This is a genomic window from Bradyrhizobium ontarionense (assembly GCF_021088345.1).
Lineage (GTDB): Bacteria > Pseudomonadota > Alphaproteobacteria > Rhizobiales > Xanthobacteraceae > Bradyrhizobium > Bradyrhizobium ontarionense.
In genome coordinates this window covers 5,645,422-5,670,210 of sequence record NZ_CP088156.1, presented here as the reverse complement: position 1 = coordinate 5,670,210, position 24,789 = coordinate 5,645,422, and the positions used below count along the sequence as shown (strand labels likewise).

The 24,789-nt window shown below is 66.2% G+C and carries 24 protein-coding genes; 11 read left to right on the top strand and 13 right to left on the bottom strand.

Translation table 11 applies throughout. The features are described 5' to 3' along the window. Positions 1-352: 352 nt before the first annotated feature. Both mepA and LQG66_RS25050 read left to right on the top strand, forming a co-directional pair. On the top strand, positions 353-1,300 hold the full coding sequence (gene mepA / locus LQG66_RS25055; RefSeq protein WP_231318326.1) for a penicillin-insensitive murein endopeptidase: 948 nt from the start codon (positions 353-355) through the stop codon (positions 1,298-1,300). A 172-nt stretch (positions 1,301-1,472) separates the two neighbouring features. Next, the gene (locus tag LQG66_RS25050; RefSeq protein ID WP_231318325.1) at positions 1,473-1,988 is read left to right on the top strand and encodes a hypothetical protein; all 516 of its coding nucleotides are present in this window, start codon (positions 1,473-1,475) and stop codon (positions 1,986-1,988) included. Positions 1,989-1,991: 3 nt separating this feature from the next. Here the strand turns inward: LQG66_RS25050 and LQG66_RS25045 are convergent, their stop codons facing one another. After that, positions 1,992-3,785: a potassium/proton antiporter gene (locus tag LQG66_RS25045; protein ID WP_231318324.1), complete on the bottom strand. Its 1,794-nt coding sequence runs from the start codon at positions 3,783-3,785 to the stop codon at positions 1,992-1,994. 209 nt (positions 3,786-3,994) lie between these two features. Between LQG66_RS25045 and LQG66_RS25040 the strand changes: the two genes are divergently transcribed. Further along, the gene (locus tag LQG66_RS25040) at positions 3,995-5,314 is read left to right on the top strand and encodes a mechanosensitive ion channel family protein (protein ID WP_231318323.1); all 1,320 of its coding nucleotides are present in this window, start codon (positions 3,995-3,997) and stop codon (positions 5,312-5,314) included. Between the two features lie 92 nt (positions 5,315-5,406). Continuing rightward, complete coding sequence (map, locus tag LQG66_RS25035; RefSeq protein ID WP_231318322.1) at positions 5,407-6,231, top strand: type I methionyl aminopeptidase; 825 nt, start codon at positions 5,407-5,409, stop codon at positions 6,229-6,231. A gap of 55 nt (positions 6,232-6,286) precedes the next feature. On the opposite strand, the gene LQG66_RS25030 is transcribed toward map, so the two are convergent. Beyond that, positions 6,287-7,285, bottom strand: coding sequence for a DUF3616 domain-containing protein (locus LQG66_RS25030; protein ID WP_231318321.1), 999 nt, complete (start codon positions 7,283-7,285; stop codon positions 6,287-6,289). 286 nt (positions 7,286-7,571) lie between these two features. On the opposite strand from LQG66_RS25030, the gene LQG66_RS25025 reads away from it, so the two are divergent. Further along, complete coding sequence (locus LQG66_RS25025; RefSeq protein WP_231318320.1) at positions 7,572-8,375, top strand: intradiol ring-cleavage dioxygenase; 804 nt, start codon at positions 7,572-7,574, stop codon at positions 8,373-8,375. A 6-nt stretch (positions 8,376-8,381) separates the two neighbouring features. Here LQG66_RS25025 and LQG66_RS25020 read toward each other — a convergent pair whose 3' ends face one another. Further along, entirely contained in the window at positions 8,382-9,566 is a 1,185-nt protein-coding gene (locus LQG66_RS25020; RefSeq protein ID WP_231318319.1) for an MFS transporter, read from the bottom strand. A 266-nt stretch (positions 9,567-9,832) separates the two neighbouring features. Then, positions 9,833-10,576, bottom strand: a complete 744-nt coding sequence (gene mddA, locus LQG66_RS25015) for a methanethiol S-methyltransferase (protein WP_231318318.1) — start codon at positions 10,574-10,576, stop codon at positions 9,833-9,835. A gap of 147 nt (positions 10,577-10,723) precedes the next feature. On the opposite strand from mddA, the gene LQG66_RS25010 reads away from it, so the two are divergent. After that, entirely contained in the window at positions 10,724-12,274 is a 1,551-nt protein-coding gene (locus tag LQG66_RS25010; RefSeq protein ID WP_231318317.1) for a bifunctional AfsR/SARP family transcriptional regulator/alpha/beta hydrolase, read from the top strand. 101 nt (positions 12,275-12,375) lie between these two features. After that, entirely contained in the window at positions 12,376-13,089 is a 714-nt protein-coding gene (radC, locus tag LQG66_RS25005) for a RadC family protein (RefSeq protein WP_231327929.1), read from the top strand. 39 nt (positions 13,090-13,128) lie between these two features. Here radC and LQG66_RS25000 read toward each other — a convergent pair whose 3' ends face one another. After that, on the bottom strand, positions 13,129-13,767 hold the full coding sequence (locus tag LQG66_RS25000; RefSeq protein ID WP_231318316.1) for a VOC family protein: 639 nt from the start codon (positions 13,765-13,767) through the stop codon (positions 13,129-13,131). A gap of 157 nt (positions 13,768-13,924) precedes the next feature. Beyond that, positions 13,925-14,305 carry a DUF4267 domain-containing protein gene (locus tag LQG66_RS24995; RefSeq protein WP_231318315.1) on the bottom strand — a complete coding sequence of 127 codons (381 nt, stop codon included), beginning with the start codon at positions 14,303-14,305 and terminating at the stop codon, positions 13,925-13,927. Positions 14,306-14,423: 118 nt separating this feature from the next. Here LQG66_RS24995 and LQG66_RS24990 point away from each other — a divergent pair, with 118 nt between their 5' ends. The 3 genes from LQG66_RS24990 to LQG66_RS24980 all read left to right on the top strand — a co-directional run bounded on the left by LQG66_RS24990 (position 14,424) and on the right by LQG66_RS24980 (position 16,803). Further along, complete coding sequence (locus LQG66_RS24990; protein ID WP_231318314.1) at positions 14,424-15,020, top strand: TetR/AcrR family transcriptional regulator; 597 nt, start codon at positions 14,424-14,426, stop codon at positions 15,018-15,020. 247 nt (positions 15,021-15,267) lie between these two features. Next, a complete protein-coding gene (locus tag LQG66_RS24985; protein ID WP_231318313.1) occupies positions 15,268-15,804 on the top strand; it encodes a cupin domain-containing protein in 537 nt (178 codons plus the stop codon). Between the two features lie 285 nt (positions 15,805-16,089). Next, on the top strand, positions 16,090-16,803 hold the full coding sequence (locus LQG66_RS24980) for a hypothetical protein (RefSeq protein ID WP_231327928.1): 714 nt from the start codon (positions 16,090-16,092) through the stop codon (positions 16,801-16,803). A 10-nt stretch (positions 16,804-16,813) separates the two neighbouring features. On the opposite strand, the gene LQG66_RS24975 is transcribed toward LQG66_RS24980, so the two are convergent. Next, positions 16,814-17,674, bottom strand: coding sequence for a DMT family transporter (locus LQG66_RS24975; RefSeq protein ID WP_231318312.1), 861 nt, complete (start codon positions 17,672-17,674; stop codon positions 16,814-16,816). Between the two features lie 117 nt (positions 17,675-17,791). Between LQG66_RS24975 and LQG66_RS24970 the strand changes: the two genes are divergently transcribed. Then, positions 17,792-19,186, top strand: a complete 1,395-nt coding sequence (locus tag LQG66_RS24970) for an aminotransferase-like domain-containing protein (protein WP_231318311.1) — start codon at positions 17,792-17,794, stop codon at positions 19,184-19,186. A gap of 55 nt (positions 19,187-19,241) precedes the next feature. Here LQG66_RS24970 and LQG66_RS24965 read toward each other — a convergent pair whose 3' ends face one another. From LQG66_RS24965 to LQG66_RS24940, 6 genes are all read right to left on the bottom strand, one after another. Further along, positions 19,242-19,571 (bottom strand): hypothetical protein, encoded by a 330-nt coding sequence (locus LQG66_RS24965; RefSeq protein WP_231318310.1) that lies wholly within the window; start codon positions 19,569-19,571, stop codon positions 19,242-19,244. A gap of 107 nt (positions 19,572-19,678) precedes the next feature. Continuing rightward, a complete protein-coding gene (locus LQG66_RS24960; protein ID WP_231318309.1) occupies positions 19,679-21,331 on the bottom strand; it encodes a PAS-domain containing protein in 1,653 nt (550 codons plus the stop codon). A 164-nt stretch (positions 21,332-21,495) separates the two neighbouring features. Further along, the gene (locus LQG66_RS24955) at positions 21,496-22,092 is read right to left on the bottom strand and encodes an AprI/Inh family metalloprotease inhibitor (protein ID WP_231327927.1); all 597 of its coding nucleotides are present in this window, start codon (positions 22,090-22,092) and stop codon (positions 21,496-21,498) included. Positions 22,093-22,187: 95 nt separating this feature from the next. Further along, positions 22,188-23,171, bottom strand: coding sequence for a 2-hydroxyacid dehydrogenase (locus tag LQG66_RS24950; RefSeq protein WP_231318308.1), 984 nt, complete (start codon positions 23,169-23,171; stop codon positions 22,188-22,190). Then, on the bottom strand, positions 23,171-23,986 hold the full coding sequence (locus tag LQG66_RS24945) for an ABC transporter permease (protein WP_231318307.1): 816 nt from the start codon (positions 23,984-23,986) through the stop codon (positions 23,171-23,173). The genes LQG66_RS24950 and LQG66_RS24945 overlap by 1 nt, the downstream gene beginning before the upstream one ends. Next, entirely contained in the window at positions 23,983-24,789 is an 807-nt protein-coding gene (locus LQG66_RS24940) for an ABC transporter ATP-binding protein (RefSeq protein ID WP_231318306.1), read from the bottom strand. Before LQG66_RS24940 ends, LQG66_RS24945 begins: the two co-directional genes overlap by 4 nt.

Here is a 24,789-nt window from a genome sequence, read left to right as displayed (position 1 = left end):
GGTATCTTGATGCGGGAGAAGACACCTATCGGTTGCGCGAACACAGCAAAATACTCGCGTAATACGCGCATCGATATCGGCAGGGATGGCCACCCAAAAGCTGCAACACAACCAATGGTAAGTGGAGCGGGCTCCCGAACGCTGTGAAAGACGCGCATTCCGTGTAACTCGTCCGACCTTGGCGTCCATGTACCGAACAAAATCAGGCAATTGAGCCATGTTCGGCCGGTTCCACCAATTCCGCGGCAGGGTTACCGAGCGCTTAAGACCCTCAATTGCCATCCCTGCGAACCGGCGTTCGCTCGCCGAGACACGGCCTTCCATGCCGATGGACAGCCGCTAAAGTGCCCTCATGCAGGTCCGCCTGATTCTGATTGCAGTCATGAGTTCCGCCGTCATCGCCGCGGCGGCGCCGGTCCACGCGCAGGACAAAGGCAGCGTCGAGCCGAAGGCGCTGCCGCCGCTGGCCCATCCCGACGATCCCTCGACGCCGGCCAAGGAGCTGTTCGCCCGCAGGCTGTTGCCGTCGGCGCAGCCAACCAAGGTGATCGGGACCTACAATCGCGGCTGCATCGCCGGCGCCGACCGCATGCCGATCAACGGCGAGGCGTGGCAGGTGATGCGGCTGTCACGGAACCGCAATTTCGGCCACCCGGGCATGATCGCGCTGCTCAAGCGCCTGGCTGCCAGAGCCCACAAGGACGCCGGCTGGCCGGGCATTCTGGTCGGCGACATCGGCCAGCCGCGCGGCGGCCCGGCGCTGAGCGGACATGCCAGCCACCAGATCGGGCTCGATGCCGACATCTGGCTGACGCCGATGCCTGAGCACCGGCTGTCGCGTAACGAGCGCGAGGAGATGTCGGCGGTCATGATGGTGCGCCAGGATCGCCTCGACGTCGATCCGCGCGTGTTCACGAAAGGCCACGTCGCGGTGATCCGCGCGGCAGCGCAGGAACCGTCTGTCCAGCGCATCTTCGTCAATGCCGCAATCAAGAAGGCGCTGTGCCGCGATGCCAAGGGCGACCGCAGCTGGCTCACCAAGGTACGTCCCTGGTGGGGCCACGACTATCACTTCCACATTCGCATGGTCTGCCCGCCCGGAAATCCGGACTGCCATGGCCAGACCGACCAGGCCGGCGGCGACGGCTGCAGTGCGGACGATCTCGGCTACTGGTTCTCGGACGCGGTGCTGCACCCGCCGCCACCGAAGGAGCCGCCGACGCCGCCGCAGCCGGTCACGCTGGCGCAGCTGCCGCCGGCCTGCCGCGTGGTGCTGCACGCCCCGGATGCCAAGAACTGACGCGCCGGGGGCCGACGCGATTGCGAGTCGCGATCGCACGACGCCCCCGTTAGGGTGATGTCCGCTCGCGCTGTCAGCGCGACGATCGAACGGGATGACGGTCCCTCCACCCCTTGCTATTGCGGTATCAAAATGCCGCGCGCGTTGCGCGGCACAACTCTGCGAGTCCGTCATGATCCTGGTCCGTCCCGCCGCGACTGCCCTCCTCCTCACGCTGGCCGCGAGCACGGCCGCCCTCGCCGCTGAACCCAGCGGCTGCGACAAGTTCAAATGGGACATCGCGCGCGAGCGTGCAGCGTTGACTGCCGCCGACCGCCAGAGCCTCACGTGGGGCGCTGAGGTCGCGACCGTTCCCGCCACCGGGATCGTGCTCGGATTGCGCCCGGCGGCTGATGCCAAGCTGCCGACGGCGCCGGAGCGCGCCCCCAAGGACGGCACGTTCGCAGGCGTCGCGCGCTTTACGGCGGCCCCGAGGGCGGGCGTCTACACGGTCGGCCTGTCGGCCGCGGCCTGGATCGACGTCGTGCAGGATGGAAAGACCCTCAAGCCGATCGCCTTCAGCGGCGCCACCGATTGCGACGGCATCCGCAAGACCGTGAAGTACGAACTGGGATCGCAGCCCTTCGTGCTGCAGATCAGCGGCGCGCCAGAGGATGCGATCTCGGTCGCGATCCTGCCGGCGGAGTGAGGCTCAAACCCCCGCCACCGACGACCAGAAATCGGCGAGCTTGCGCTTCATCTGCTCGGTGCGCGTCAGCACCGGCGCTTCCTCCTCGTCCTCGGGCAGCCGCAGACCGACCACACTGACGCGACCGCCGGAGATCGAGCGCGCCACCAGCACGATGGTGTCGAGCGCCATGGTGGCGCCTTCCTTCGGCGCGTGGTCGAGATGGATGTCGAAATAATCAGCGAGCGTCAGCTTGTCCTCGCCCTCGCCAAGCTTGACGCCATAGATGCCGGCGACCTCGTCGAGCGTGTGCTCGGCCGAGACCATGAAGTCGCCGAGCAGATGCGGGTCGGGCGCGGCCGACGGCGGCATATCGACGAAGAAGCGGTCGAGCGACTCGGCCTTTTCCGGCGGCGCCAGCAGATAGAGGTAGTCGCCCGGCGCGATCGGCTCGGCCTCGGGCGGCGACAGGATCTGCTGGTTGCGGATCACCAGGGTCGGCTTGGACCAGGACGGGATCAGGCCCCGGCGAAAATACAGGCTCTTGGAGCGGATCGCATAGCCGACCAGCTGCTGCTCGAGCTGTCCGGGCAGATCGAGCTCGATGCGGCGTGGGCCGCGATCGGTGCGCGGCAGCGCCACGTGCAGCTTGCGCGCGGCGACGCCGAGCGTCCAGCCCTGCGCCAACAGCGAGATGATCACGACGACGAAGGCGACGTCGAAATAGAGATAAGCCTTGGACAGCCCGACCAGCATCGGGATCGAGGCCAGGAAGATCGCGACTGCGCCGCGCAGGCCGGTCCAGGCGATGAAGGCCTTCTCCCGCCAATTGAAGCGAAACGGCATCAGGCAGAGAAACACCGCGGCCGGCCGCGCGACCAGCATCAGCACCAGCGCCACCCCGATCGCCGGCACGATGCTGTCGAGCAGCCGCTGCGGCGACACCAGAAGGCCGAGCAGCACGAACATCACGATCTGCGCCAGCCAGGTCGCGGCATCGAGGAAGGTGACGACCGAATTGTGCGCGCGTGTCGGCCGGTTGCCGATGATGATGCCGGCAAGATAGACGGCGAGGAATCCGGAGCCGTGGGCGATCTGCGCCATGCCGAAGATGACGAGCGCGGCCGTCGCCACGAACGGCGCGTGCAATCCCTGCGGCAACGCCACCTTGTTGAGACCGATCACCACCAGCCGCCCGCCGACGATTCCGAACAGCGTGCCGAGCACGGCCTCGCGGAGCAGCTCGATCGCGAAATGCGAGAACGAGCCGTGGCCGACCGAGATCAGCTCGACCAGCATCAAGGTCAGGAACACCGCGAACGGATCGTTGCTGCCGGACTCTGCTTCCAGCGTCGCCCCGACGCGCGGCCGCAGCCGCAGCCCCTGGGCATGCACCAGCAGGAACACGGCCGCCGCATCGGTCGAGGCGATCACGGCGCCGACCAGCATCGCCTCGGTCCAGCCGAGGTCCAGGGCATATTTCGCGACCGGCGCGGTGATGAACGCGGTCATCAGCACGCCGATGGTGGCGAGCACCATCGATGGCGCCAGCACGGTGCGGATGCTCTGGAAACGCGTCCGCAGGCCGCCGTCGAACAGAATCAGCGCCAGGGCGACCGAGCCGACCAGATAGGTGGTACGGACGTCCTGGAATTCGATATGACCGGGGCCGGAATCACCCGCCAGCATGCCGATCACGAGGAACACCAGCAGCAGCGGCGCGCCGAAACGCAGCGCCAGCAGGCTGGACAGGATCCCGGCCATGACCAGGACCGCGCCGAGGAGGATGGCAATGCTGACGGCGTCGAGGGATGTCATGAAAAAACGTTGATGAATCCGAGTTTTACATCCTTATCGTCGCCACACTTACGCGCCAACCGGATTTGCTCATATCGCGGCGATATGCCCATTTTTCCATCCCTGCCCGCGTTCGGGGTATATTTCATCGCAATCACGCATCACGAAAACGAGCTAAATCCTACGCGTCGGGTCCCCCCGCGCCTCCATTCCTCTCCGAGACCCTGCTGATGGACCTCGACTTAAAAGACGTTCTCGAATTCCTGCAGACCGTGGCGCGCTCGATCGGCGCCGAGGTCACCTCGCCCTGGTTCTACCTTCAGCTCGGACTGGTGCTGAGCGGCGCCGGCATTGCCTTTGCGGCAAGCGCCGCGGTGCGCGCGCGCATCGACTTGACCTCGCTGGCAATGGGCTGGCCCGGCCCGCTGCGGCAGCTGCTGCGGGTCCTGCTGGAGAGCGTCGCCACGGTGGTGTTCGTGATCCTGATGCGGATCGCGCGCACCGGGATGGTGCTGTGGACCTGGCCGAGCCGCAGCTATCTGCTCGCGATCGCGCTCAAGCTCGCGCTGGCCTGGCTCGTGATCCGGCTGATCACCTCGGTGATCCGCAGCACCTTCATCGTGCAGATCGTGTCGATCTCGGCCTGGCTGGTCGCGGCGCTCAGCATCATCGGCCAGCTCGACAACGTCGTCGATGCGCTCGACTCGGTGTCGGTCGTGCTCGGCGGCCTCAGGCTGACGCCGCTGCTCGTCATCAAGCTCGGCGTGCTTCTGCTCGCAGTGCTGTGGCTGACCAACGTCGCGAGCAATTTCGTCGAAAGCCGGATCACGCGCTCGACCGACCTGACGCCGTCGATCCAGGTGCTGCTGATCAAGATGGTCCGCATGGGCCTGATGATCCTGGGCATCGCGATCGCGATCAGCGCGGTCGGCATCAACCTGTCGGCGCTCGCGATCTTCTCCGGTGCGGCCGGTGTCGGTATCGGTCTCGGCCTGCAGCGCATCGTCGCCAATTTCGTCGCCGGGATCATTCTGCTCGCCGACAAATCGGTGAAGCCGGGCGATCTCGTCACCATCGGCGACAGTTCGGGACGCATCAGCGCGATGAACACGCGCTACATCTCGGTCGCCGCCGGCGACGGCCGCGAGTTCCTGATCCCGAACGAGGATCTCGTCACGCAGAAGGTCACCAACTGGACCTATACCGACAAGAACACGCTGGTGAAGGTCAATTTCGGCACCAATTACGACGCCGATCCCAGGGTCGTCTGCAAGCTCTCCACCGACATCGCGGCCGAAATCCCCCGCACGCTGAAATCGAAGGCGCCGAACTGCCTGCTGACCGAGTTCACCGAGGCCGGCATGAAATTCTCGCTGACCTGCTGGATCGCCGACCCCGGCTACATGGACAGCGTCAAGAGCGAGGTCATGCTGTCGCTGTGGGAGGCCTTCAAGCGCGAGGGCATCCGCGTGCCCTATCCGGTGCGAGAGCTTCGTATTCGCGGCGGCGCACTCCCGGTGGAAACCACCGTCGAGGTTCCGACCGGTTAGCGGACCGGCCGTGCAGACCCGGCTTGCGCCGGCCGGCACGATCATTAAATTAGGCGGTCACCCCACGACCATTCCGGGAACGAAACAGGCCCATGAGCTACATCGAAGCCACCGACACCGCTGCGCGCAAGAACGGCCAGATCAAGCTGCATGGCGCGAGCGGCCTTGCCGCCATGCGCAAGGCCGGCGCGCTGGTGTCGAAATGCCTTGATGCGCTCACCGACATCGTCAAGCCGGGCGTCCCGACCTCCCGGATCGACGATTTCGTCCGCGACTTCGCCTTCAGCCATGGCGCCTATCCGGCGACGCTGATGTATCGCGGCTACCGCTACTCGACCTGCACGTCGATCAACCACGTGGTCTGCCACGGCATGCCGAACGACCGGCCGCTGAAGGAGGGCGACATCATCAATGTCGACGTCACCTTCATCGTCGACGGCTGGTACGGGGACTCGAGCCGCATGTATGCGATCGGTCCGATCTCGCGCAAGGCCGAGCGGCTGATCGAGGTGACCTACGAATCGATGATGCGCGGCATCGCCGCGGTGAAGCCCGGCGCCACCACCGGCGACATCGGCCACGCCATCCAGAGCTTCGTCGAGCCGCAGGGCATGAGCGTGGTACGCGATTTCTGCGGCCATGGCCTCGGCCGCCTGTTCCATGACGAGCCGAACATCATCCATGTCGGCCGCCCCGGCGAGGGCGTGCTGTTGAGGCCCGGCATGTTCTTCACGATCGAGCCGATGATCAATCTCGGCAAGCCACATGTGAAGATCCTGTCCGACGGCTGGACCGCGGTGACGCGCGACCGCTCGCTATCGGCGCAGTTCGAGCATTCGGTCGGCGTCACTGCCGACGGCTGCGAGATCTTCACGCTGTCGGAGCGTCATGGCGAGAAGCCGCTGACGCAGGTGTGAGCGGCAACGCCGGACACACTCGGCTCAGGCAAGCAGCCTGTGACGGGCGAACTGCTCAGCCGGGCTCGCGTTTCGGCAACGTCACCTCGCCACGGTGAGGCGCGCCATTCAGTAGCGAGTCGAAGACGACCACGAATCGAACCGTGCCGTCCGCGACATCCAGCACGGTGAGCCCCTCGGCCTTGCCCGCCGTCATTTTTCCTTTCACCTTCTGGCTGAGGCCCTCCAGCGTGCCGAGGTCGGCTTTCGCGTTGTTCGCCGGCTCGACGAGGTACAGCTTGTAGGACAAGTCCGAGTCCTGGGCTGGACCCGCGAGAACCAAGATGCGTCCGTCAGGCAGCGGCGCGAGGTCGCGGATGCCGCGGCCGTCCAGCTTGATGCCGACGGTATTCACCGATCTCACGGACTGATCATGTCCAGCATGGAAGAGTTCCGAGATGCTGCCGGACACCAGATAAGCATCGCCGTCCTCGGTCACCGGTGCGCGCAGGCCTAGCCACAGCGTATCGTCGATGGCGGCGATGCCCTCGATGTTCAAGCCGTTCTCTTTCGCGTCGAGATTCTTGGCGAAGAACGGCGCCACCTTGTCGGATTTCTTCAACAGATCCGACACCCGGTAGGTTGTCGTGACGTCGTTCGAATCCAGGCTGACCCGCGCGAGGATGAAGGACGACAAGTGAAACTCGCCGTGCTTGCGCGAGCAGCCATGCGACCCGACCACATAGAAATAGGAACCGGCATACGCAACGCCTTCGCCGTCGAGATCATCGAAGCTGTCGTCTTGACAGCCTCCTTCGGCAGGTTTGGGTGGCTGTCCAAGTGTCTCGGGATCAGGCCTCTTGCCGATCAGCTTTATAGTCTCGCCAACCTTGAACTTGTCCTTCCTGTCATTGAAGGTTGCGAACTGCGCCTCCCTGTTTTGGTCATTGACGAGCAGGCAGGTTCGCTTGCCGTTCTTCGGCGACAGGCAGGAAATGCCAGAGATGTCGGCGGCGGTCTTGCCGTCCTTGCCCTCGAAATCGCGTGAGACGTCCACCGGCGTGAGCTTGATCACCTTCTGCTGGTCGGCAAACTGCTGGTCGGCAAAGCACTGCTGGCCCGTCATGCAGCCGATCAGAATCAGCGCGGCGGCTGGAATTTTCGCGCGCATGGAGCGCTCCCGACATGAAATTCATTGGCCCCTGAAATCAACCCAGGCTTGCATTTTCGCCAGGAGACTGCAACGTCGTCAGGCAATATGCGCTGAACCAACCGGCAGCATGTCTGACCTTCCGGCATCGTCCGATTGTTGCCATGCCCTGGTGATTTGACTGCGGCATCAACCTTCGTCGGAGGCGCTCTTGGCGAACGCAACCCGCCGCGGCTTTCTTGGGCTCGTCTCCACGAGCGCCGCTCTGCTCGCACCCTCGGCCCGCGCGGCGTCAGAGGCCGTCACGCCATCTGCAGGCGCCGACGACGCCTGCATCCTCACGCCGCAATCCGAATCCGGCCCCTATTATCTCGACCCCAAGCTGGTGCGCGCCGACATCGCCGAGGGCCGGCCGGGCGTGCCGTTGAGCCTGCGGCTGCGCGTGATCGAGGCGGGCTCGTGCACGCCGATATCAGGCGCGCGCGTCGATATCTGGCACTGCGACGCCCGCGGCATCTACTCCGGCTATCCCGGCCAGAGCGACGATCACAAGGTCGACCAGACCGGCAAGACCTTCCTGCGCGGCACGCAAATGGCCGACAATTCGGGCTGGGCCGGCTTCAGGACCATCTATCCCGGCTGGTATGCGGGGCGCGCGACGCACGTCCACTTCAAGGTGTTCCTCGACGAGGCGACGGTGCTGACCGGACAGACCTTCTTCCCCGAAGCCCTGAACGAGTTCATCTACAGCAACGTGCCCGATTACACCGGCCGGCCGAAGCAGCGGCTCGTCATCAACGCCAATGATCGCGTCGCCACCGAGGCCGATCCCGATCACCGCGCCTATTGCGCGATCAAGGAGGAGCGCGACCATTATCTCGCGACCTTGACGCTGGCGGTGAGCCGCAAGGCGGCCGCGCCGGTCGAGATGCCCACGGGGAAGCTGCCGCCGGCGCCCTGGATCAAGGACCGGCTGGCGGCGCTGGTGCCCGGACTCAAGCGCACCCCGTTCTGATCGCCTCTATTCCGTCGACAGATAGGCCAGCGCCGCGACCGGAAGCGCGATTCCGAGCGCGGCCGCAAGCGTCCAGCCGCCATGCGCATAGGCGAAGGCGCCGATGCCCGAGCCGGCTGCACCCGCGACGAAGAACGTCGTCATGTACAGTCCGTTGAGCCGGCTGCGGTGGCCGGCGCCAAGCACGAACAGCACACGATAGCCGAGAATGAGGCTGAGCTGCGCGCCGCAATCGATCGCGATCGCCGCGACCACCAGCGTGGCAAGCGACCAGTTCGTCCCGAGCGGAAATGCCAGCGTCAGCGCGAAGCCGATGGCGCACAGCATGATCGCCGCCACCGTGGCCGGCTTCGTCCAGCCGCGATCGGCAATGCGGCCCGCCACCGGCGCCATGATCGCACCGGCGACGCCGGCCAGCGCGAACAGCGCAATGCCGGTCTGCGACATCCGGAAGTCGGGTCCCGCCAGCAGCAGCGGCGTGGTGGTCCAGAACACGCTGAAGCAGCTGAACAGCGCGGCCTGGTACAGCGCCCGGCGGCGCAGCGCCGGCGTGTCGCGATAGAGCTGCACCATGGAGCCGAGCAGCTGGCCATAGTTCAACTGCGTCTGCGGCCTGCGTGGCGGCAGGGTCAGGCGCAGCACGATGGCCAGCGTCACCATGGCCAGCGCCGACGCCGCATAAATGACGTGCCACGAGGTGTGCGCCGCGACGAAGCTCGCGACCGGCCGGGCCAGCATGATGCCGAGCATCAGGCCGGTGGTGACGTTGCCGACCGTGCGGCCGCGGATCGCCTCCGGCGCCATGTGTCCGGCATAGGGGATCAGGATCTGCACCGCGACCGAGCCAAAGCCGATCAACAGCGCCGAGACCAGGAAGGTCGACGGGCTGGTCGCCAGCGACGCGCAGGCCAATGCGACGGCGCCGACGATGACCGTCGCGATGACGAGCTTGCGGTTCTCGATGAGATCACCGAGCGGAACGACCAGCAGAAGCCCCGCGCCGTAGCCGACCTGGCTCATGGTCACGAGCAGGCCAGCCAGTTGCGGCGGCAGGCCGAGATCGGCGCTGATCGGCCCGATCAGCGGCTGGGCATAATAGATGTTGGCGACGATCAGCCCGCAGGAGAAGGCCAACAGCAGAGTGATCCAGGCCGACAGGCTGTCGGCGGAATCGGATGTCACGGTGGTCAATGCAGATATCTCCCAGGTCGGCCCCCGTCAGGCCCGGCGAGCCACCGGCAAGCGACGGCTCCGTCGCCCGATGCGCTCGCAGGTCGTGCAGGCGGAAACCTCCCAATAGACGAGGCGGGTTGGCGAGACGACGCCGCGGGCGCGGCATCCAGCGAGAACACCGATATAGGAAACGATCGCTTCCTATACAAACTCACGTCTGCGTGGGCGCGCCGGTGGGCAGGACGCCGACAAAACCGCCTGCCCTGCACCGACGATCCGATCAATCAGGCGCGGCGTCCGAACATGCGCGGCAGCAGCATCGGAACCCGCTGGCGATAACGCTGGTAGGTCTCGCCGAACTGGGCGATCAGATCGCGCTCCTCGAACTGCAGTCCGACCAGGATGTAGGCCGTCGTCATGGTCGCAAACAGCAGGTGGCCGATCGTCATCTCCGGCGTGGCCCAGAATGTCAGCAGGAAACCGAGCATCAGCGGATGCCGCACCAGGCGATACAGCAGCGGCGTCTTGAACGGCTGAGCCGGCGCCTCGGCGCCGCGCCAAGCGAAGTAGGCCTGGCGCAGGCCCGACAGATCGAAATGATCGATCATGTAGGTCGAGGCGAGAACGATCGCCCAGCCGAGCCAGTGGATGCCGATCAGCACCCCGGCGGCGAGGCCCTCGACCTGCCAGACCGGAGACGGGATGGGTCGCCACTGCCAGAACAGCAGCAGCAGGATCAGGCTGGACAGCAGCACATAGGTGCTGCGCTCGCTGGCCGCCGGAATGATGCGCATCCACCATCGTTTGAAGACCGGCCGCGCCATGACGCTGTGCTGGATCGCAAACAGCGCAAGCAGCAGCAGGTCGACCAGGATGGCCTCCACGACATTGGTCGGGTCACCCACGTCGATCGATTTGGAGGCGAGCTGGTTGTAATTGCCGACGAAGCCGACCGCCCACATGAACGAAACGAGGAAGACGGCGTAGCTCGTGATGGCGTAGAACATGATGAGGAGACGGACGAACATGACTGTTTCCCTGTTGAGCGGACGGTGGCGCTGCCGGCGAGATCGGATTCATCATCCGAGGGCACGCAGCGCGATCGGACCTGATCGCTAGCAGGCGGCCGTCCCCTGAGCGTCCCCCCGGACGCCGTCATTCCAGGTCGTGTCACGATGGTTCGGTTCAGCGTACGGACATTTGGCTTTCCGGAGATCCGCCGGGACGATCAATTGTGCCGGTTGTCGCTGCGCAAGGGGCTGGCATTGCTGGTCTATCTGGCCGAGGCCAAAGGTGCCGTCGCGCGCGAACTGGTCGCGACGATGTTCTGGCCGGACAGTTCCGAAGAGGTGGCGCGAGCGCGGTTGCGGCGGCTGTTGCACCGCCTCCAGCTCACGCTCGGCGACGGCAGCCTCACGACCGACCGGACGACGATTCGCTGGTCGGCGGCGATCGACCTGCAGGTGGAATCCGGACGGTTCGAAACGGCCTGCGATCGCGGCGATTTCGAACTGGCCTGCCGCCTCTATCCGGGTGACTTCCTCGAAGGCTTCACGCCGGGCGACTGCCCGCAGTTCGACGAGTGGGCGTTCTTTCGCCGCGAGGCCCTGCGCGGCAGGGCGATCCAGGCGCTCGAGCGCGTGGTGCACGACAGGAGTGCTGCCGGCGACCACGCGGCGGCGGCCGCCCACGCTCGCCGCCTCGTCGAGCTCGATCCTCTCAGCGAGGTCTATGGCCGCGCCCTGATCCGCAATCTGATGCTCGCGGGCGATCGCGCCGCCGCCGAGCGCCACCTCGAGGCCCTGACGCAGCGCCTTCGCGACGATCTCGACATCGCGCCCGAAGCGGAGACGCTGGCGCTTCTGAATCAAGGCGCAGCGGCGCGAAGCCAGGACCCACCGCCGACACGCTATGTCAGCGGAGACGGCGTTCATCTCGCATTCCAGACCGCCGGCGCAAGCCAGGTCGACATTCTGCTGCTGCCCGGCTTCGTGTCCCACGTCGAACGGATCTGGGAGGAGCCGCGCTGTCGGGCCTTGCTGTCCTCGCTCGCGACGATGGGCCGTCTCATTCTGTTTGATCGCCGCGGCATCGGGCTGTCCGACAGGGTTGGATTCAACCCCGGCGTCGATGCCACGGCGCGGGACATCGAGACGGTGCTCGACGCCGCCGGCAGCCGGCGCGCCGTGCTGCTCGGCGCGTCCGAAGGCGGCCCGGCCTGCATCAAATTCGCCGCCGATCGTCCCGATCGCGTCGCCGGACTGATCCTGTTCGCCTCACTGGCCAAGGGCAGCGCCACCCCCGATTATCCGCACACGCTGCAGGCCGCCCAGTACGACATCTGGCTGCAGCAGCTGGTTGCGGAATGGGGTGGACCTGCCGGCATCGAGACCTTCGCACCGAGCCTGTCCGGCGATCCCCAGGCGAGAGCCTGGTGGGCGGGCCTGCTCCGGGCCGCATCGAGTCCGGGCGCCATCAAGGGCCTGATCGAGGCTCTCAGGGATACGGACGTCCGGCATCTGCTGGGCCGGGTATTGGCGCCGACCCTGGTGCTGCACCGTCGCAATGATCGCGCCGTCCGCATCGGCGCCGGCCGGCATCTCGCCAGCCACATCCCGCGGGCGCGCTTCGTCGAGTTCGACGGCGCCGATCACTGGATCTTCGCCGGCGAGCAGCGGGAAGTCCTCGCCAGCATCGAATCATTCGTCGGCAGCCTGATGGCGTGAGCACGATCGGCCGTGGTGACCTGGCGCGCGGCGCGGCCTCGGAGGCTCACTGCGGACACTTCGAGGTTGCAAAAACGCCGCGGCGCGGCATGCTGACGCCGATGCCGGAGAAAGCCGTCCCACCGAACGATCCGCCGCCCGAGACGCCGCATTATCACGGCCATCGGCAGCGGCTACGCGAGCGCTTCCACAGCGCCGGCCCCGATGCGCTCAACGACTACGAGCTCTTGGAGATGGTGCTGTTTCCGGCGCTGCCGCGGCGCGACGTCAAGCCGCTGGCGAAGGCGCTGCTGAAGACATTCGGCTCGTTCGCGGAGGTGATCCACGCGCCGGAGCCGCGGCTGCGCGAGATCGACGGCGTCGGCGACGCCTCGGTCACGCAGCTCAAGCTGATCGCGGCCGCCGCGCACCGCATCGCCAGGGGCGAGGTGCGGCAGAAGCACGCGCTGGCGTCGTGGCAGGACGTGATCACCTATTGCCGGACCAGCATGGCGTTCGCCGACAAGGAGCAGTTCCGGCTGCTGTTTCTCGACAAGCGCAACCAGCTGATCGCCGACGAGGTGCAGCAGACCGGCACCGTCGATCATACCCCGGTCTATCCGCGCGAGGTGATCAAGCGCGCGCTGGAATTATCGGCCACCGCGATCATCCTGGTGCATAACCACCCCTCGGGCGACCCGACGCCGTCGCAGGCCGACATCCGCATGACCAAGACCATCGTCGACATCGCCAAGCCGCTCGGCATCACCGTGCACGACCACATCATCGTCGGCAAGAACGGCCATTCCAGCCTGAAGGGGTCGGGGCTGATGTGAGGCCGTTTCGCTCGAGGCACGGCGCCGGAGCTGGAGTGGTCAGGTCAGTTCTTTGAGCCCGGCGGGTGTTTCGATGAGCGCGCGATAGCGCAAGGTGGGGCCGGTCACCACCATCGGTCCGCCATCGATGTTGAGGTCTCGGTAGAGCGCCTGCACGGCGCAGGGGTCCGGATGTTCGAGCGTCAGAGACATCAGTCGCGCGCCGAGATCCGCTATCGTGGCCATCGTCCGCGGCCTTCCGCGCCGGTCGATGATTGACGGAGCCGCACCGTCGAGCGGAAGCGAACCATCATCCGGAATAGCGAAATCAAACGACGGGTCGGCCGGCGGAAGCGGCACTTTTTCTCCAACGATGTCTCCATGGGTTGCCGTGATGACATCGATCATGTCCGTTCTCGCCACCCAGCCGCGCAAGCGCCGGCCTTGCTCCCAATCGGACCGGACCCTGTTCTGGTCATCAAGACCGAACCAGCGTGGGCGGTCCGGCGAATTGGCATCCGGGTCGAGCGCTATGACTTCCAGATAGACCGTATCTCCGAGCTGGAGCAGGTGATTGTAGGTGCCCATGTACGCGTGGCGCTGTCCAAACGGAATATCGAGTCCAAGACAGTCTCGAACGTGCCGAACTCCTTCCGTCAGGCTCGGGGCGATCACAGTGATATGGTCGAGCTTGAGCATCTCACAGGACCAGCTGGCGACAGCCGCATTATGGCTCACTGTCTCGCGCTGACAACATCGGCTTGCATGTCTGGCTCAAGGCGACGCCGCTGCAAGCGCGATCAGGGCGCCAAAGACGCCGGCCGCGAGCAGCCGGATTGAAGAAGCATGCACCATCTCAAGCGAGCCCGATGATCAGAGGCACGGCCGCCAGGACCATGATCACGGCGGTGAGGCCGTGCATGCCGAAGGCGAGCTTCGCCGAGCCCTTCGCTGCGAGGATGACCAGCATATCCCCCACGGGGATGATGGCCTCCACGAGCAGAATGATGCCGACCGCGCCGGGCGAGCCCCACATCATGAACGCCAGCACGGCCAGCCCCGATACGATGTCGCGCACGCCCTTGAGGCGAAGCCACCACGCGATGTTGGCGCCGGTCTCGGAAAGCGGCAGACCGAAGCTGCGTGTCGCGGTCAAAGGGCGCGCAACATATTGGATGCCGATCGCGATGATCCCGACAGCCAGGAGAGACGCCATTCCGAGCGCAAGCCAATGCATCATGGTCTCCATTTCTAGCCGCGAATGACAATCTAGCGGCGCTAGATATCTAACCTAGCATTGCTAGATCGTCAAGCGTCGGTATGATGTGGGCCGTGCAGGTCTGGGAGATCGCGGATTGGGTGTCGCCGAGCGGAAAGGCAGGGAGCGGGCTGAGCGCGAGCATCGCATTGTCGCGGCAGCGCGCGCGATCGCGGAGCGGGACGGATGGGGTGCCGTTACAATCCGTCGCCTGGCCGAAGAAATCGAATACAGTCAGCCAGTCCTCTATTCGCATTTCGAGAACAGGGATGCGATTGTCGCGGCAGTTGCAGTCGAGGGTTTCAAGGACATCACGCTGGCTCTTCGGGAAGCGGCAGGCGAAGCGACCGGACGACGAAATGCCCTCAAGAATGTCGCCATGGCCTATCTCGCCTTTGGGCTCAGTCGTCCTGCACTCTACGAGGCCATGTTCGTCCTGCCGACGAATTTGCAGTTCGCCGAAGCTGGCACCAGACCAGAACTGCAGGCCGCCTTCGACGCGCTTGCGGCTGTCGTAACGCCGTTCTGCGCTGATGTAGAAGCCGTGACCGAGACGTTCTGGGCAGCGCTTCACGGGCTCGCAGAACTCGAACGTTCAGGCCGAATCAGGCCCACGGCGCGTGGCGAACGCATCGCGCTTATTGTCCAGGCGATCGCCGGTTCCGGAACCAGGCCGCCTGCTCGCGGCCGATAACATTCAGTTGATGGCTTCGACGCATCGTCCGACACGACCACGACGCCTGAGCCACGCGGTGTTCGTCGTCTCTCTGACTGTCGGCTACTGACCCAAAGCGAACAATATCGGTTGGTCGAATGACCGCTTTGCGCCACCAGCAGTCGTTCGATACCAAGTAAAGAAACGGTCGTCGAAAGGTACCGCTTGTGATCTGGTCAGGTGCCTCTATCAAATATCGTCAAGACCATGGGCAAGGAGATACGAGATGGCCAATACACCTTCTCCGTCAGCTTCCGCGATCCCCGCCGACGATCCCGGCCGCGCCTTGACGGTAGCCGATCCCGACGGCGCCGGCGTGCCGCATATCTCGGTGGCCGGCGGCACCTACACGGTCCTGGTGTCGGGCGCGCAGACCGCGGGACGCTATTGCCTGGTCGACATGCTGGTGCCCGCCGGCGGCGGGCCTCCGCCGCACCGCCACGACTTCGAGGAAATGTTCACGCTGCTCGAGGGCGAACTCGAGTTCACCTTTCGCGGAAAGTCGCACACGGTGCGTACGGGATCGACCGTCAACGTTCCCGCCAACGCCCCGCACGCGTTCAAAAACGTGTCCGGCAAGACGGCCCGTATGCTCTGTATGTGCACGCCGGCGGGACAGGACGAATTCTTCCTGGCGGTCGGATTTCCGGTCGAAGGCCGCACATCGCCACCGCCGAAGCCAACCCCGGAAGAGATGGCCGAGAAAGGCAAACTGATCGCGGCGCTGCTGCCGAAATATCGCACCGAGATGGTGAAGATGTGAGGCGCGCCGGACCCAGCCGATGTTTGGAATGACCGGCTTGCGCCAATAGCGGACATTCGGTGCAAGTCAGGTTTTGGCCCACAGCCGAACTCTCCGGCCCTGCCCGGTGATACCTGCTTCTGACAGAAGCAAGACATTCCTCGTATCGACGGAATGGCTCGAATCGCACGGCGTCGAGGCCTCATGGTCCCGGTCGCAGCGCCGGGGTTGCCGGCATGCTCTCCTTGAACCGATCGCGCGTTGCAAGCCACTCAATCTCGGTGAAGCATGAGCAGGGACTTGCAGATGCGCGCGGCCTCGATCGGACTTCTGTTGGGCCTTCTGGCCGTCACGCCGGCAGCCGCCTATGACGCCAACGATCCGGCCAACTGCAACGGCATCGGCTGGGACGATGCGCGGCCACTCACGGTCGCCAAGGTGAGCGGACAGGCCCGCATCAACTTCGTCAAAAGCCCTTATGACGATGACTTCAAGGCCGCAGGCTGTCCAGCCATGACCGACGCTTGCCGCAAGAAGGCGTATCTCGTCAGCGACGATCTCGTGCTGGTCGGCAAGACCAGCGGCGAGTTCACCTGTGTCAGCTACCAGGCGCCGCGCGCACGAAGCCAGAGCTGGACCACGGGATGGCTGCCGAGCGCGGCACTCACGAAGGTCGCGCCGATGGCCGCGCCGGCGCCCGCGGATTGGATCGGCAGTTGGGAGCATCCCGGCGGCGGCCTGACGATCAGGACGGCGGGTGGCGGACGGTTGAGGATCGAAGGCGACCAGGTCGTGCCGGCCGGACGCGACCTGCACAATGGATCGCTCGGCGCGACCGCAGAACCGAAGGGCGGCGTCGTTGCCTTCGTCGATGATGGGACGACGCCGTTCGAGCGGCCCAACGCGGGCGACGAGTGCCGTGTCCGTCTGCAGCGTGTTGGTCCTTCGCTGCTGGTCGAGGACAACAATGATTGCGGCGGCGCCGGCGTCAGCTTCACCGGGCTTTATCATCGCAAATGAGCACGCCGCGTCAGGCGAAGCGCCGCGCGGTGGCGACGCACAGCACGACGACGCCGGCTGTGCCGATCATCGTTGCAGACACCGGCTCGTGCAGCAGCAGGCTGGCGAAGGCGAGGCCGAGAAAAGGCTGCAGCAACTGCAGCTGGCCCACCGTCGCGGTGCCGCCGCGCGCGAGGCCGTGGTACCAGAACGCGAAGCCGATGAACATGCTGAAGACCGAGACGTAGGCCAGCCCGAGCCAGGCCGGCGCCGTGATCTCGTGTGGCGAGACCGGCAGCGTCAGGACCGACAGCAGCAGCATCAGCGGCGACGACAGCACCAGCGCCCATGAGATCACCTGCCAGCCGCCGAGCCGTCGCGTCAGCATGGCGCCTTCCGCGTAGCCAAGGCCGCAGACGATCACGGCCGCGATCATCGCGAGATCGCCGATGGGAGACGCCACGCCATCCTGCGACAAGGCAAAGCCCGAGACGGCGGCAGCGCCGAGGCCCGAGAACAGCCAGAACAGCGGCCGCGGCCGCTCGCCGCCGCGCAGCACGCCGAACAGCGCGGTCGAGAGCGGCAGCAGGCCGATGAAGACGATCGCATGGGCTGACGTGACGTGCTGGAGCGCGAGCGCGGTCAGCAGCGGAAAGCCGACGACGACGCCCAGCGACACGGTCACAAGCGAAACCAGCTCGCGCCGGCCGGGAAGCGGCTGGCGCAGCAGCGCCAGACAGAGCGCGGCAAGGGCCGCCGCGAGCGTGGCGCGTGCGCCGGTCAGGAACAGCGGCGGGAAGCCTTCGAGTGCGGCGCGGGTCGCCGGCAGCGAGCCGCTGAAGATCGTCATGCCGACGACGCCGCTGCCCCAGCCCTCGATCGATCCCTTCATGGCCGCGTCCTCCTCATGAGGTCCGCTTAGCCCGCCACGCCTTGTTACGGCAGCCACAGATCGATACAATCTGGCCAAACTGTATCAAAACAAATGGCAGTACACCTGACATCAGCGATGCCAGACCCGCGCCGCGCCGGCGCCCGAACCGCCGCCGTGATCGAAGCGATCCGGCAGCGGCTGGCGACGCGCGCGCTTGCTCCCGGCCAGCGCCTGCCGTCGATCCGCGCCTTTGCCGCAACGATGGACGTGTCGCCGGCAACGGTGGTCGAAGCCTATGACCGGCTGGCGGCCGAGGGGGTGATCCGCGCCCGGCGCGGATCCGGATTCTATGTTGCCGACATGGCGCTGCCGCCGCTCGCCCTCGTTGCGGGCGAGCCGCGCCGTCCACGCGCGGTCGATCCGTTCTGGGTGTCGCGGCAATCGCTCGATGCCGACGAGGGAACGCTGATGCCCGGCTGCGGCTGGCTTCCTGCGGACTGGATGCCGCAGGATGCGCTGCGCCGCGCGGTCCGGGCGGTCGCGCGCAGCAGCGGGCCTGCCCTGACTGACTACAGTACCGCGCGCGGATCGGGTGCGCTGCGGCGCGTGCTGCAGGGCCGCCTCGCCGGCCTCGGCATCGATGCGTTCAGCGAGCAGATCGTGCTGACGTCGTCGGGCACACAGGCGATCGACCTGATGTGCCGGATGCTGCTGCGCCCCGGCGACACCGTGCTGGTCGACGATCCCTGCTACTTCAATTTCCTGGCGCTGCTGCGCGCGCATCAGGCGCGGATCGTCAGCGTGCCGATGACGCCCAGCGGACCGGATATCGCGCAGTTCGAGACGGTGCTCGCCGCCGAGCGTCCGCGGCTCTACATCACCAATTCCGGGCTGCACAATCCGACCGGCGCGACGCTGTCGCTGCAGGCGGCGCACCGGCTGCTCAATGCCGCCGCCGCGCATGACATGCTCATCATCGAGGACGACATCTATGGCGACTTCGAGCCGGAGCCCTCGCCAAGGCTCGCCGCGCTCGACGGGCTGCAGCGGGTGATCCTGATCGGCAGCTTCTCCAAGACCCTGTCGGCGTCGGTGCGCTGCGGCTACATCGCTGCGCGGCCGGACTGGATCGAGCCTCTCATCGACCTGCAGATCGCGACCGGCTTCGGCGGCCCCGGACAATTTGCCGCAGAGACGCTGGCGCAGGTGCTGACCGGCGGCAGCTACCGCAAGCACATCGAGGAACTGCGCGCGCGTCTTTCGCGGGCGCGGCCGCGCGTGGCCGCAAGGCTGCAACGCCTGGGCGTCACGCCCTGGCTGATGCCGCGCGGCGGCTTTCATCTGTGGTGCACGCTGCCGGAGGGATGCAGGGCGATCGACGTCGCCCAGGCCGCGCTGGCGGACAACGTCGTGCTGGCGCCCGGCGACGTGTTCAGCGCGGCGCAATCGGCGGCTATGATGATGCGCTTCAACGTCGCGCATTGCGAGGATATCAGCGTCATCGCCGCGCTGGAGCGCGCGATCAATTGACCGGACGGCGCGTCTCAGCGCGCAGTCCGTCCTTCACGTCGCGGATCGGAGAAGCTTAGTAGCAGTAGCGCGGATGCACGCGGACATAGGCGCCGTCACCCCGCTGCAGGTAGCAGCCGTTGCGATAGGCGTAGTAGCCGCCACGGCGGCGCTCGCCGTCGGCCGCGATCGCAGCACCCGTCCCCGCACCGATCACGGCGCCGATCGCGGCACCGCGTCCGCCGCCGATCGCGCCTCCGAGAATCGCACCGCCGGCGCCGCCGAGGATGGCTCCGCCCAGCACGTCCTGCGCGGCAGCCTGATGCAGCGGAGCGACGACCGCAAGCGTCAGCAGCGCCGCTGCGCCCAGGCGGGCGGCAAAGGGAATCCCCAGACGTCGGATCATGGACAGGCCTCCGTTCCGAGCTTGATATCCGGCCCGGTCCGGCCGTTCTTGATGCAGATCAAGGCGACGTCAAGGCAGGAGAATCCCGGACGTCGCCACCTGACGCGTCATGCCGCAACGCGCTGAGCCGCGGTGCGATCCTCGATGATGCTGAGCAGAAACTTCGGCTCGCCCTCGCCGATCGAGATCGGAAGCCTGCGCACGACGATGTCGCGCGAACCGTTTCCGGGTGTCACGATATTGTGGGCTTGCGCCTCATCGTCGCCGCGTCCGGCGAGCTGCTCGCGCGCAGCTTCCTCGAGGATCGAGCCGGTCGGCTCGGAGAACAGCTCGCGCGGCGTGCGGCCGATGATCTCGGTGCGCGGCAGGCCGAACAGGGTTTCGGCGGCCCGATTGACGAACACGTAGCGCAGCGACTGCGCATCCTTGGCCAGCACGGCCTGCGGAATGTTTTCGAGCAGCGCCGCCAGGAAGTATTCGGCACGCGCGAGGATCCGCTCGTTGCGGCGCTGCACGGTGAAGTCCTCATGCGTCGCGATCCAGCCGCCGCCCGCCATTGGACGTTCACATACGCGGATGATGCGCCCGTCACCGAGCTCGAACTCGGTGGTGGTCGGCTTGCCGTCCTTCATGCGCTGCCTGAGCGCGGCGAGAAAGTCGGCCGGCTTCTCGCGCAGCAGGCCGAGCCTGGCGCGATGCGCCAGGATGTCGCGGACATGAGCGCCGGGCCGGGCGATCGAGGCAGGCACGCCGTAGAGCTCGCGGTACTGCTCGTTGACCACCAGAACGTAGCCGAAGCTGTCCAGCATGATCAGCGCCTGCGCCATGTTGGCGACCGCCGCATCTAGCCGCTGCTGGCTGCTGAGGGCACCCTGCTCCAGCCGGTCGCGCTCGCGCAGGACATCCGCCTGCTGCTGCTCGAATTGGAGTTCGTGCTGCTCTAATTCCTGGATACGAAACACGCCGTTCTGGAATGTCTCGACCGCATGCGCGACCCGGCCGATCTCGTCGTGCCGCCGCGCATGCGGGATCGTCAGCTTGATGCGACCCGAAGCAATGCGATCGGTGACGCGGGCGATATCCAAGAGCGGCATCAGCACACCCCGGCGCAGCGCCAACGCCGCTGCAGCGATCAGCACCACCAGCAGGACGCCGATGCCGCCGAGATAGAACGCGACCAGGCCGCGTGCGTCGGCGGCGGCGTCGAGCTCGGTCATCCGGTCGTCGTAGAGGCGCGACAGCCGCTCGAGATCCTCGTTGAGCGCGGTGCGCACGGCGCGGTTGTCGTCATTGTCGCCGAGCTCGCGCGCCGCGGACGAACCGACTGAGATCGTGCGGCGCGCCATCTCGGTGCGGAACGTCACGAACTGGTCGATCCGCTGCTTGAACGGGGCGAACAGCGACGCATCATCAACCGTCACCAGCTCCTGCCATTCCTCGACGATCTTGGTCAGTTGCCCAAGCTTCACAAGCTGCGAATCGGCATAGCGCCGCGCCGCGTTGCGGTCCGGCGACATGTAGATGCCGCGCGATTCCATCACGACGGCGTAGATCGCGGCGTTGGCGCGCTCGATGTTGCGGGATGACGCGGCCAATACCTCGAACCGGTCGTGGAACAGGCGCTGCTCGCGCAGCGCGGCCAGCGACCCCAGCGTAAACAGGGCGACGAGAACGGCGAACGCAGCGGCAGCCGCAGAGATCTTGTCGTTGAGACTGAACGACGGCAGCGACTTGGTGAACCTGCGCAACAACTCCTGCATGGCCGGCTCCCTGTATGGGCGCAACCATCAGACGCAAGATGCGTAAACAGCACGTTCCACCGGTAGAACCCCGGGGTGCAACGAAGCCTTAACCATGTTTCAAGGCCGGCGGACGACGATGTCCGGACGATCAAACGCGGCGCTCCGACGACGCGCGGTCCGCCTCACTGCCGCAGCATGATCAGCGGATTGGCGCTGTCCGGCACCAGCCGCCATTGCGCATTGTCGTCGGCTTCGAAACGCCAGGTCTCGCCGCGGTCCGACATCAGCATCATCTGGCCGTGCTCGAGCCGCCACTGCGTCGGCGCGAAGGCCGTGATCGCAGCATCGCATTTCGGCTTCACGAACACCTGAAAATTATCGTTGCCGGCGTCGTTGTTGGTGAGCACCAGACTGCAGATCGTGGCGCCGTTGCCGCGGACCATGGCCCAGTCGCCGATCATCTGGTCCATCGATTTCGCCAGCGACCGCGCCGCGGCCAGGTTCTGCAGGATGTAGACACCCTCGCCCTGGCGCAGGCCCTCGAGGATGCCGGCCTCGACCTCGGTGAAGTCGATGACGGCCTCGCCGTTGGCGGCCTGGAGGCTGACGATGTCGAGGCCCTTCACGTTCCAGCCGGCGATGTCCTTGGTGAAGGGCAGTGCCGCCGCGCAGCTCGGCTCCAGCTCGAGCTTCTGCCCGCGCGGCGCGGCGTCGGGCTTCAGGGTAACGACGCAGGTCTTGCTGCGATCGGTGGTCGCGAGCTCCCACTGCCCGATCATCGCCTTCTTCAGGCTGGTCGCGTCCTGCGCGCCAGCAGCCATGCTCGCGGCGAGCACCGACAGCAGCGCGATCGTCAGCAGGAGGGAGCGATTCATCAGCGGCCTTTCACCGGCGTTTCCGGAACGGGCGTCAGCGGCGGCTTGCCAGCGAACCAGACCTTGAGATTGTCGACCACCAGTTGATCCATCGCGTTGCGGGTTACGATGGCAGCCGAGCCGATGTGTGGCAGCAGCACGACGTTGTCCATCGCCCTGAGCTCCTCGGGCACCAACGGCTCCTTCTCGAACACGTCGAGGCCGGCGGCGAGAATGGTGCCGGACTTGAGCGCCGCGATCAGCGCCGGCTCGTCGATCACCGAGCCGCGGGCGACGTTGACGACGACGCCGCGCGGTCCGAGCGCCTTCAGCACCTCCGCATTGACGATCCTGTTGGTGCCGGCGCCGCCCGGCACGATCACGACCAGCGTATCGACGTCCTTCGCCATCGCGAGCAGGTCGGGATAGTGCTTGTTGGCGACGCCGGCGGCCGGCTTGCGCGAATGATAGACGACGGGCACCAGCGAGGCTTCGAGCCGGCGCGCGATCGCCTGGCCGATGCGGCCCATGCCGATCATGCCGACGGTGCGGTCGCGCAGCGAGCCGACGCTCAGCGGATAGGGCTTCGACGTCCACTCGCCGGAGCGCACGAAGCGGTCGGCCTTGATGAACTCGCGGCACGTGGCGATCAGCAGCCCCATGGCGACGTCGGCGACCTCCTCGGTCAGCACATCCGGCGTGTTGGTGACGATGATGCCGTGCTGGCCGGCGTGGCTGGCCGCGATGTGGTCGTAGCCGACGCCGAAGCTTGCGATCATCTCCAGCTTCGGCAACATCGCCATGACCGCGGCATCGGTCTTGACGGTGTGGAAGGTCACGGCGACGCCGCGGATCCGGCCCTTCACATCCGCCGGCAGCGCTTCGAGATCGGCCTGCGTCGTCGCATGGTGCACGTTGAAGCTGTCCGGAAAACCTTTTTCCAGGATCGGCCGCAGCGGCCCATAGATCAGAACATCGATCTTGTCAGACGAAGTGGCCGCCATCAGGTGTCCTTTCCGAGCGCGCTCTCGTGCCAGCGCCGCAAAACGAGGTGCGAAACTAGCGCCAGCAAGCCATAGATGACAATCCCGGCGACCGACAGCAGCACCAGCGCTGCGAACATGCGGGGTATGTTGAGACGATAGCCGGATTCCGCGATGCGATAGGCGAGACCCGAGCCGGCGCCGGCGCTGCCGGCCGCGATCTCGGCGACGACAGCGCCGATCAGCGACAGCCCACCTGCGATGCGCAGGCCCCCGAGAATATAGGGCAGCGCCGCGGGCAGCTTCAGATAGCGCAGCGTCTGCCAGCGCGAGGCGCTGTAGAGCTGGAACAATCCGGCGAGATTGCGGTCAACCGAGTTGAGACCGAGCGCCGTGTTGGACAGCACCGGAAAGAAGCCGACGATCCAGGCGCAGACGACGACGGCCGTCTGCTGCGGCAGATAGATCAGAAGCAGCGGCGCGATCGCGATCACGGGCGTGACCTGCAGCACCACGGCATAGGGAAACAGCGCCCATTCCAGCCATTTCGACTGGTTGAACAGCAGCGCCAGCGCGATGCCGCCGAGCGCCGCGGCAACGAAGCCTTCGAGCGTCGTGATCAAAGTGGTCAGCAGCGACTGCGCAAGGATATCCCAGTCGGCGATCAAGGTCTTCAGCACCAGCAGCGGCCCCGGCAGCACGTAGGGCTGGATGCCGTTGAGGCGCACCACCAGCTCCCACGCGGTCATCGCGGCGACGAAGACGAGCGCGGGAAAGACGAGGCTCGCGAGACGCGTGCCCGCGGCGGATGTCGCTCGCTCACGCACGCCGCTCACAGCGCATGCACTCCGGTATAGGCCGGCGCCAGCGCGTCCGACACGCTGCGACAATAGCCGGCATAAGCGGGCGAGCTGCGAAACGCGTCGTCGCGCGGTGCGCCGATATCGATCTTGATCTCGGCGCTGAGCCGGCCGGGCCGCGCCGTCATCACCAGCACGCGTTGCGACAGATAGACCGACTCGAACACCGAATGGGTGACGAACACGACGGTCATCTTCAGACTGCGCCACAGCGCCAGCAGATCATTGTTGAGACGGAAGCGCGTGATCTCGTCGAGCGCGGCGAACGGCTCGTCCATCAGCAGGACGTCCGGGCGCGTCACCAGCGCCCGCGCCAACGAGGCGCGCATCTTCATGCCGCCGGACAATTCGCGCGGAAAGGCGTCGGCAAAATCAGAGAGTCCGACCTGCGCAAGCGCCGCATCGACCCTTGGCCGTACCTCGGCGGCAGGCACATGCGCGAGCGTCAACGGCAGGCCGACGTTGTCGCGCACGCTGGTCCAGGGCATCAGGGTCGGCTCCTGGAACACGAAGCCGATGCGATGGCCGGGCCTCGTCTCCGACGCCGCCGCGGCGACCTCGAGCGCGCCGCTGCTCTGGCTTGCAAGGCCCGCGATCAGCCGCAACGCCGTCGACTTGCCGCAGCCGGACGGACCGAGCAGCGAGACGAACTCGCCCTCCGCGATCGCAAGATCGATCGGCCCCAGCGCGACAACGCCGGTGTCGTAGACCTTGGTGACGCCGCGCAGGCGCACCGCGGTCCTGACGGCGCCGCTCTCGGACAAAGGGGACGAGCTCAT

Bases quoted from the DNA above. Each gene is read 5' to 3' on its own strand.
- LQG66_RS24955 (WP_231327927.1), bottom strand. From the start codon at position 22,092: ATGATCGGGCAGTGGGAGCTCGCGACCACCGATCGCAGCAAGACCTGC.
- LQG66_RS24985 (WP_231318313.1), top strand. From the start codon at position 15,268: ATGGCCAATACACCTTCTCCGTCAGCTTCCGCGATCCCCGCCGACGAT.
- LQG66_RS25000 (WP_231318316.1), bottom strand. From the start codon at position 13,767: ATGCTCAAGCTCGACCATATCACTGTGATCGCCCCGAGCCTGACGGAA.
- LQG66_RS24980 (WP_231327928.1), top strand. From the start codon at position 16,090: ATGCGCGCGGCCTCGATCGGACTTCTGTTGGGCCTTCTGGCCGTCACG.
- LQG66_RS24950 (WP_231318308.1), bottom strand. From the start codon at position 23,171: ATGGCGGCCACTTCGTCTGACAAGATCGATGTTCTGATCTATGGGCCG.
- LQG66_RS25040 (WP_231318323.1), top strand. From the start codon at position 3,995: ATGGACCTCGACTTAAAAGACGTTCTCGAATTCCTGCAGACCGTGGCG.
- radC (WP_231327929.1), top strand. From the start codon at position 12,376: ATGCCGGAGAAAGCCGTCCCACCGAACGATCCGCCGCCCGAGACGCCG.
- LQG66_RS25045 (WP_231318324.1), bottom strand. From the start codon at position 3,785: ATGACATCCCTCGACGCCGTCAGCATTGCCATCCTCCTCGGCGCGGTC.
- LQG66_RS24975 (WP_231318312.1), bottom strand. From the start codon at position 17,674: ATGAAGGGATCGATCGAGGGCTGGGGCAGCGGCGTCGTCGGCATGACG.
- LQG66_RS25010 (WP_231318317.1), top strand. From the start codon at position 10,724: ATGGTTCGGTTCAGCGTACGGACATTTGGCTTTCCGGAGATCCGCCGG.
- LQG66_RS24970 (WP_231318311.1), top strand. From the start codon at position 17,792: ATGCCAGACCCGCGCCGCGCCGGCGCCCGAACCGCCGCCGTGATCGAA.
- LQG66_RS25050 (WP_231318325.1), top strand. From the start codon at position 1,473: ATGATCCTGGTCCGTCCCGCCGCGACTGCCCTCCTCCTCACGCTGGCC.
- mepA (WP_231318326.1), top strand. From the start codon at position 353: ATGCAGGTCCGCCTGATTCTGATTGCAGTCATGAGTTCCGCCGTCATC.
- LQG66_RS24965 (WP_231318310.1), bottom strand. From the start codon at position 19,571: ATGATCCGACGTCTGGGGATTCCCTTTGCCGCCCGCCTGGGCGCAGCG.
- LQG66_RS24995 (WP_231318315.1), bottom strand. From the start codon at position 14,305: ATGCATTGGCTTGCGCTCGGAATGGCGTCTCTCCTGGCTGTCGGGATC.
- LQG66_RS24940 (WP_231318306.1), bottom strand. From the start codon at position 24,789: ATGAGCTCGTCCCCTTTGTCCGAGAGCGGCGCCGTCAGGACCGCGGTG.
- LQG66_RS24960 (WP_231318309.1), bottom strand. From the start codon at position 21,331: ATGCAGGAGTTGTTGCGCAGGTTCACCAAGTCGCTGCCGTCGTTCAGT.
- mddA (WP_231318318.1), bottom strand. From the start codon at position 10,576: ATGTTCGTCCGTCTCCTCATCATGTTCTACGCCATCACGAGCTACGCC.
- map (WP_231318322.1), top strand. From the start codon at position 5,407: ATGAGCTACATCGAAGCCACCGACACCGCTGCGCGCAAGAACGGCCAG.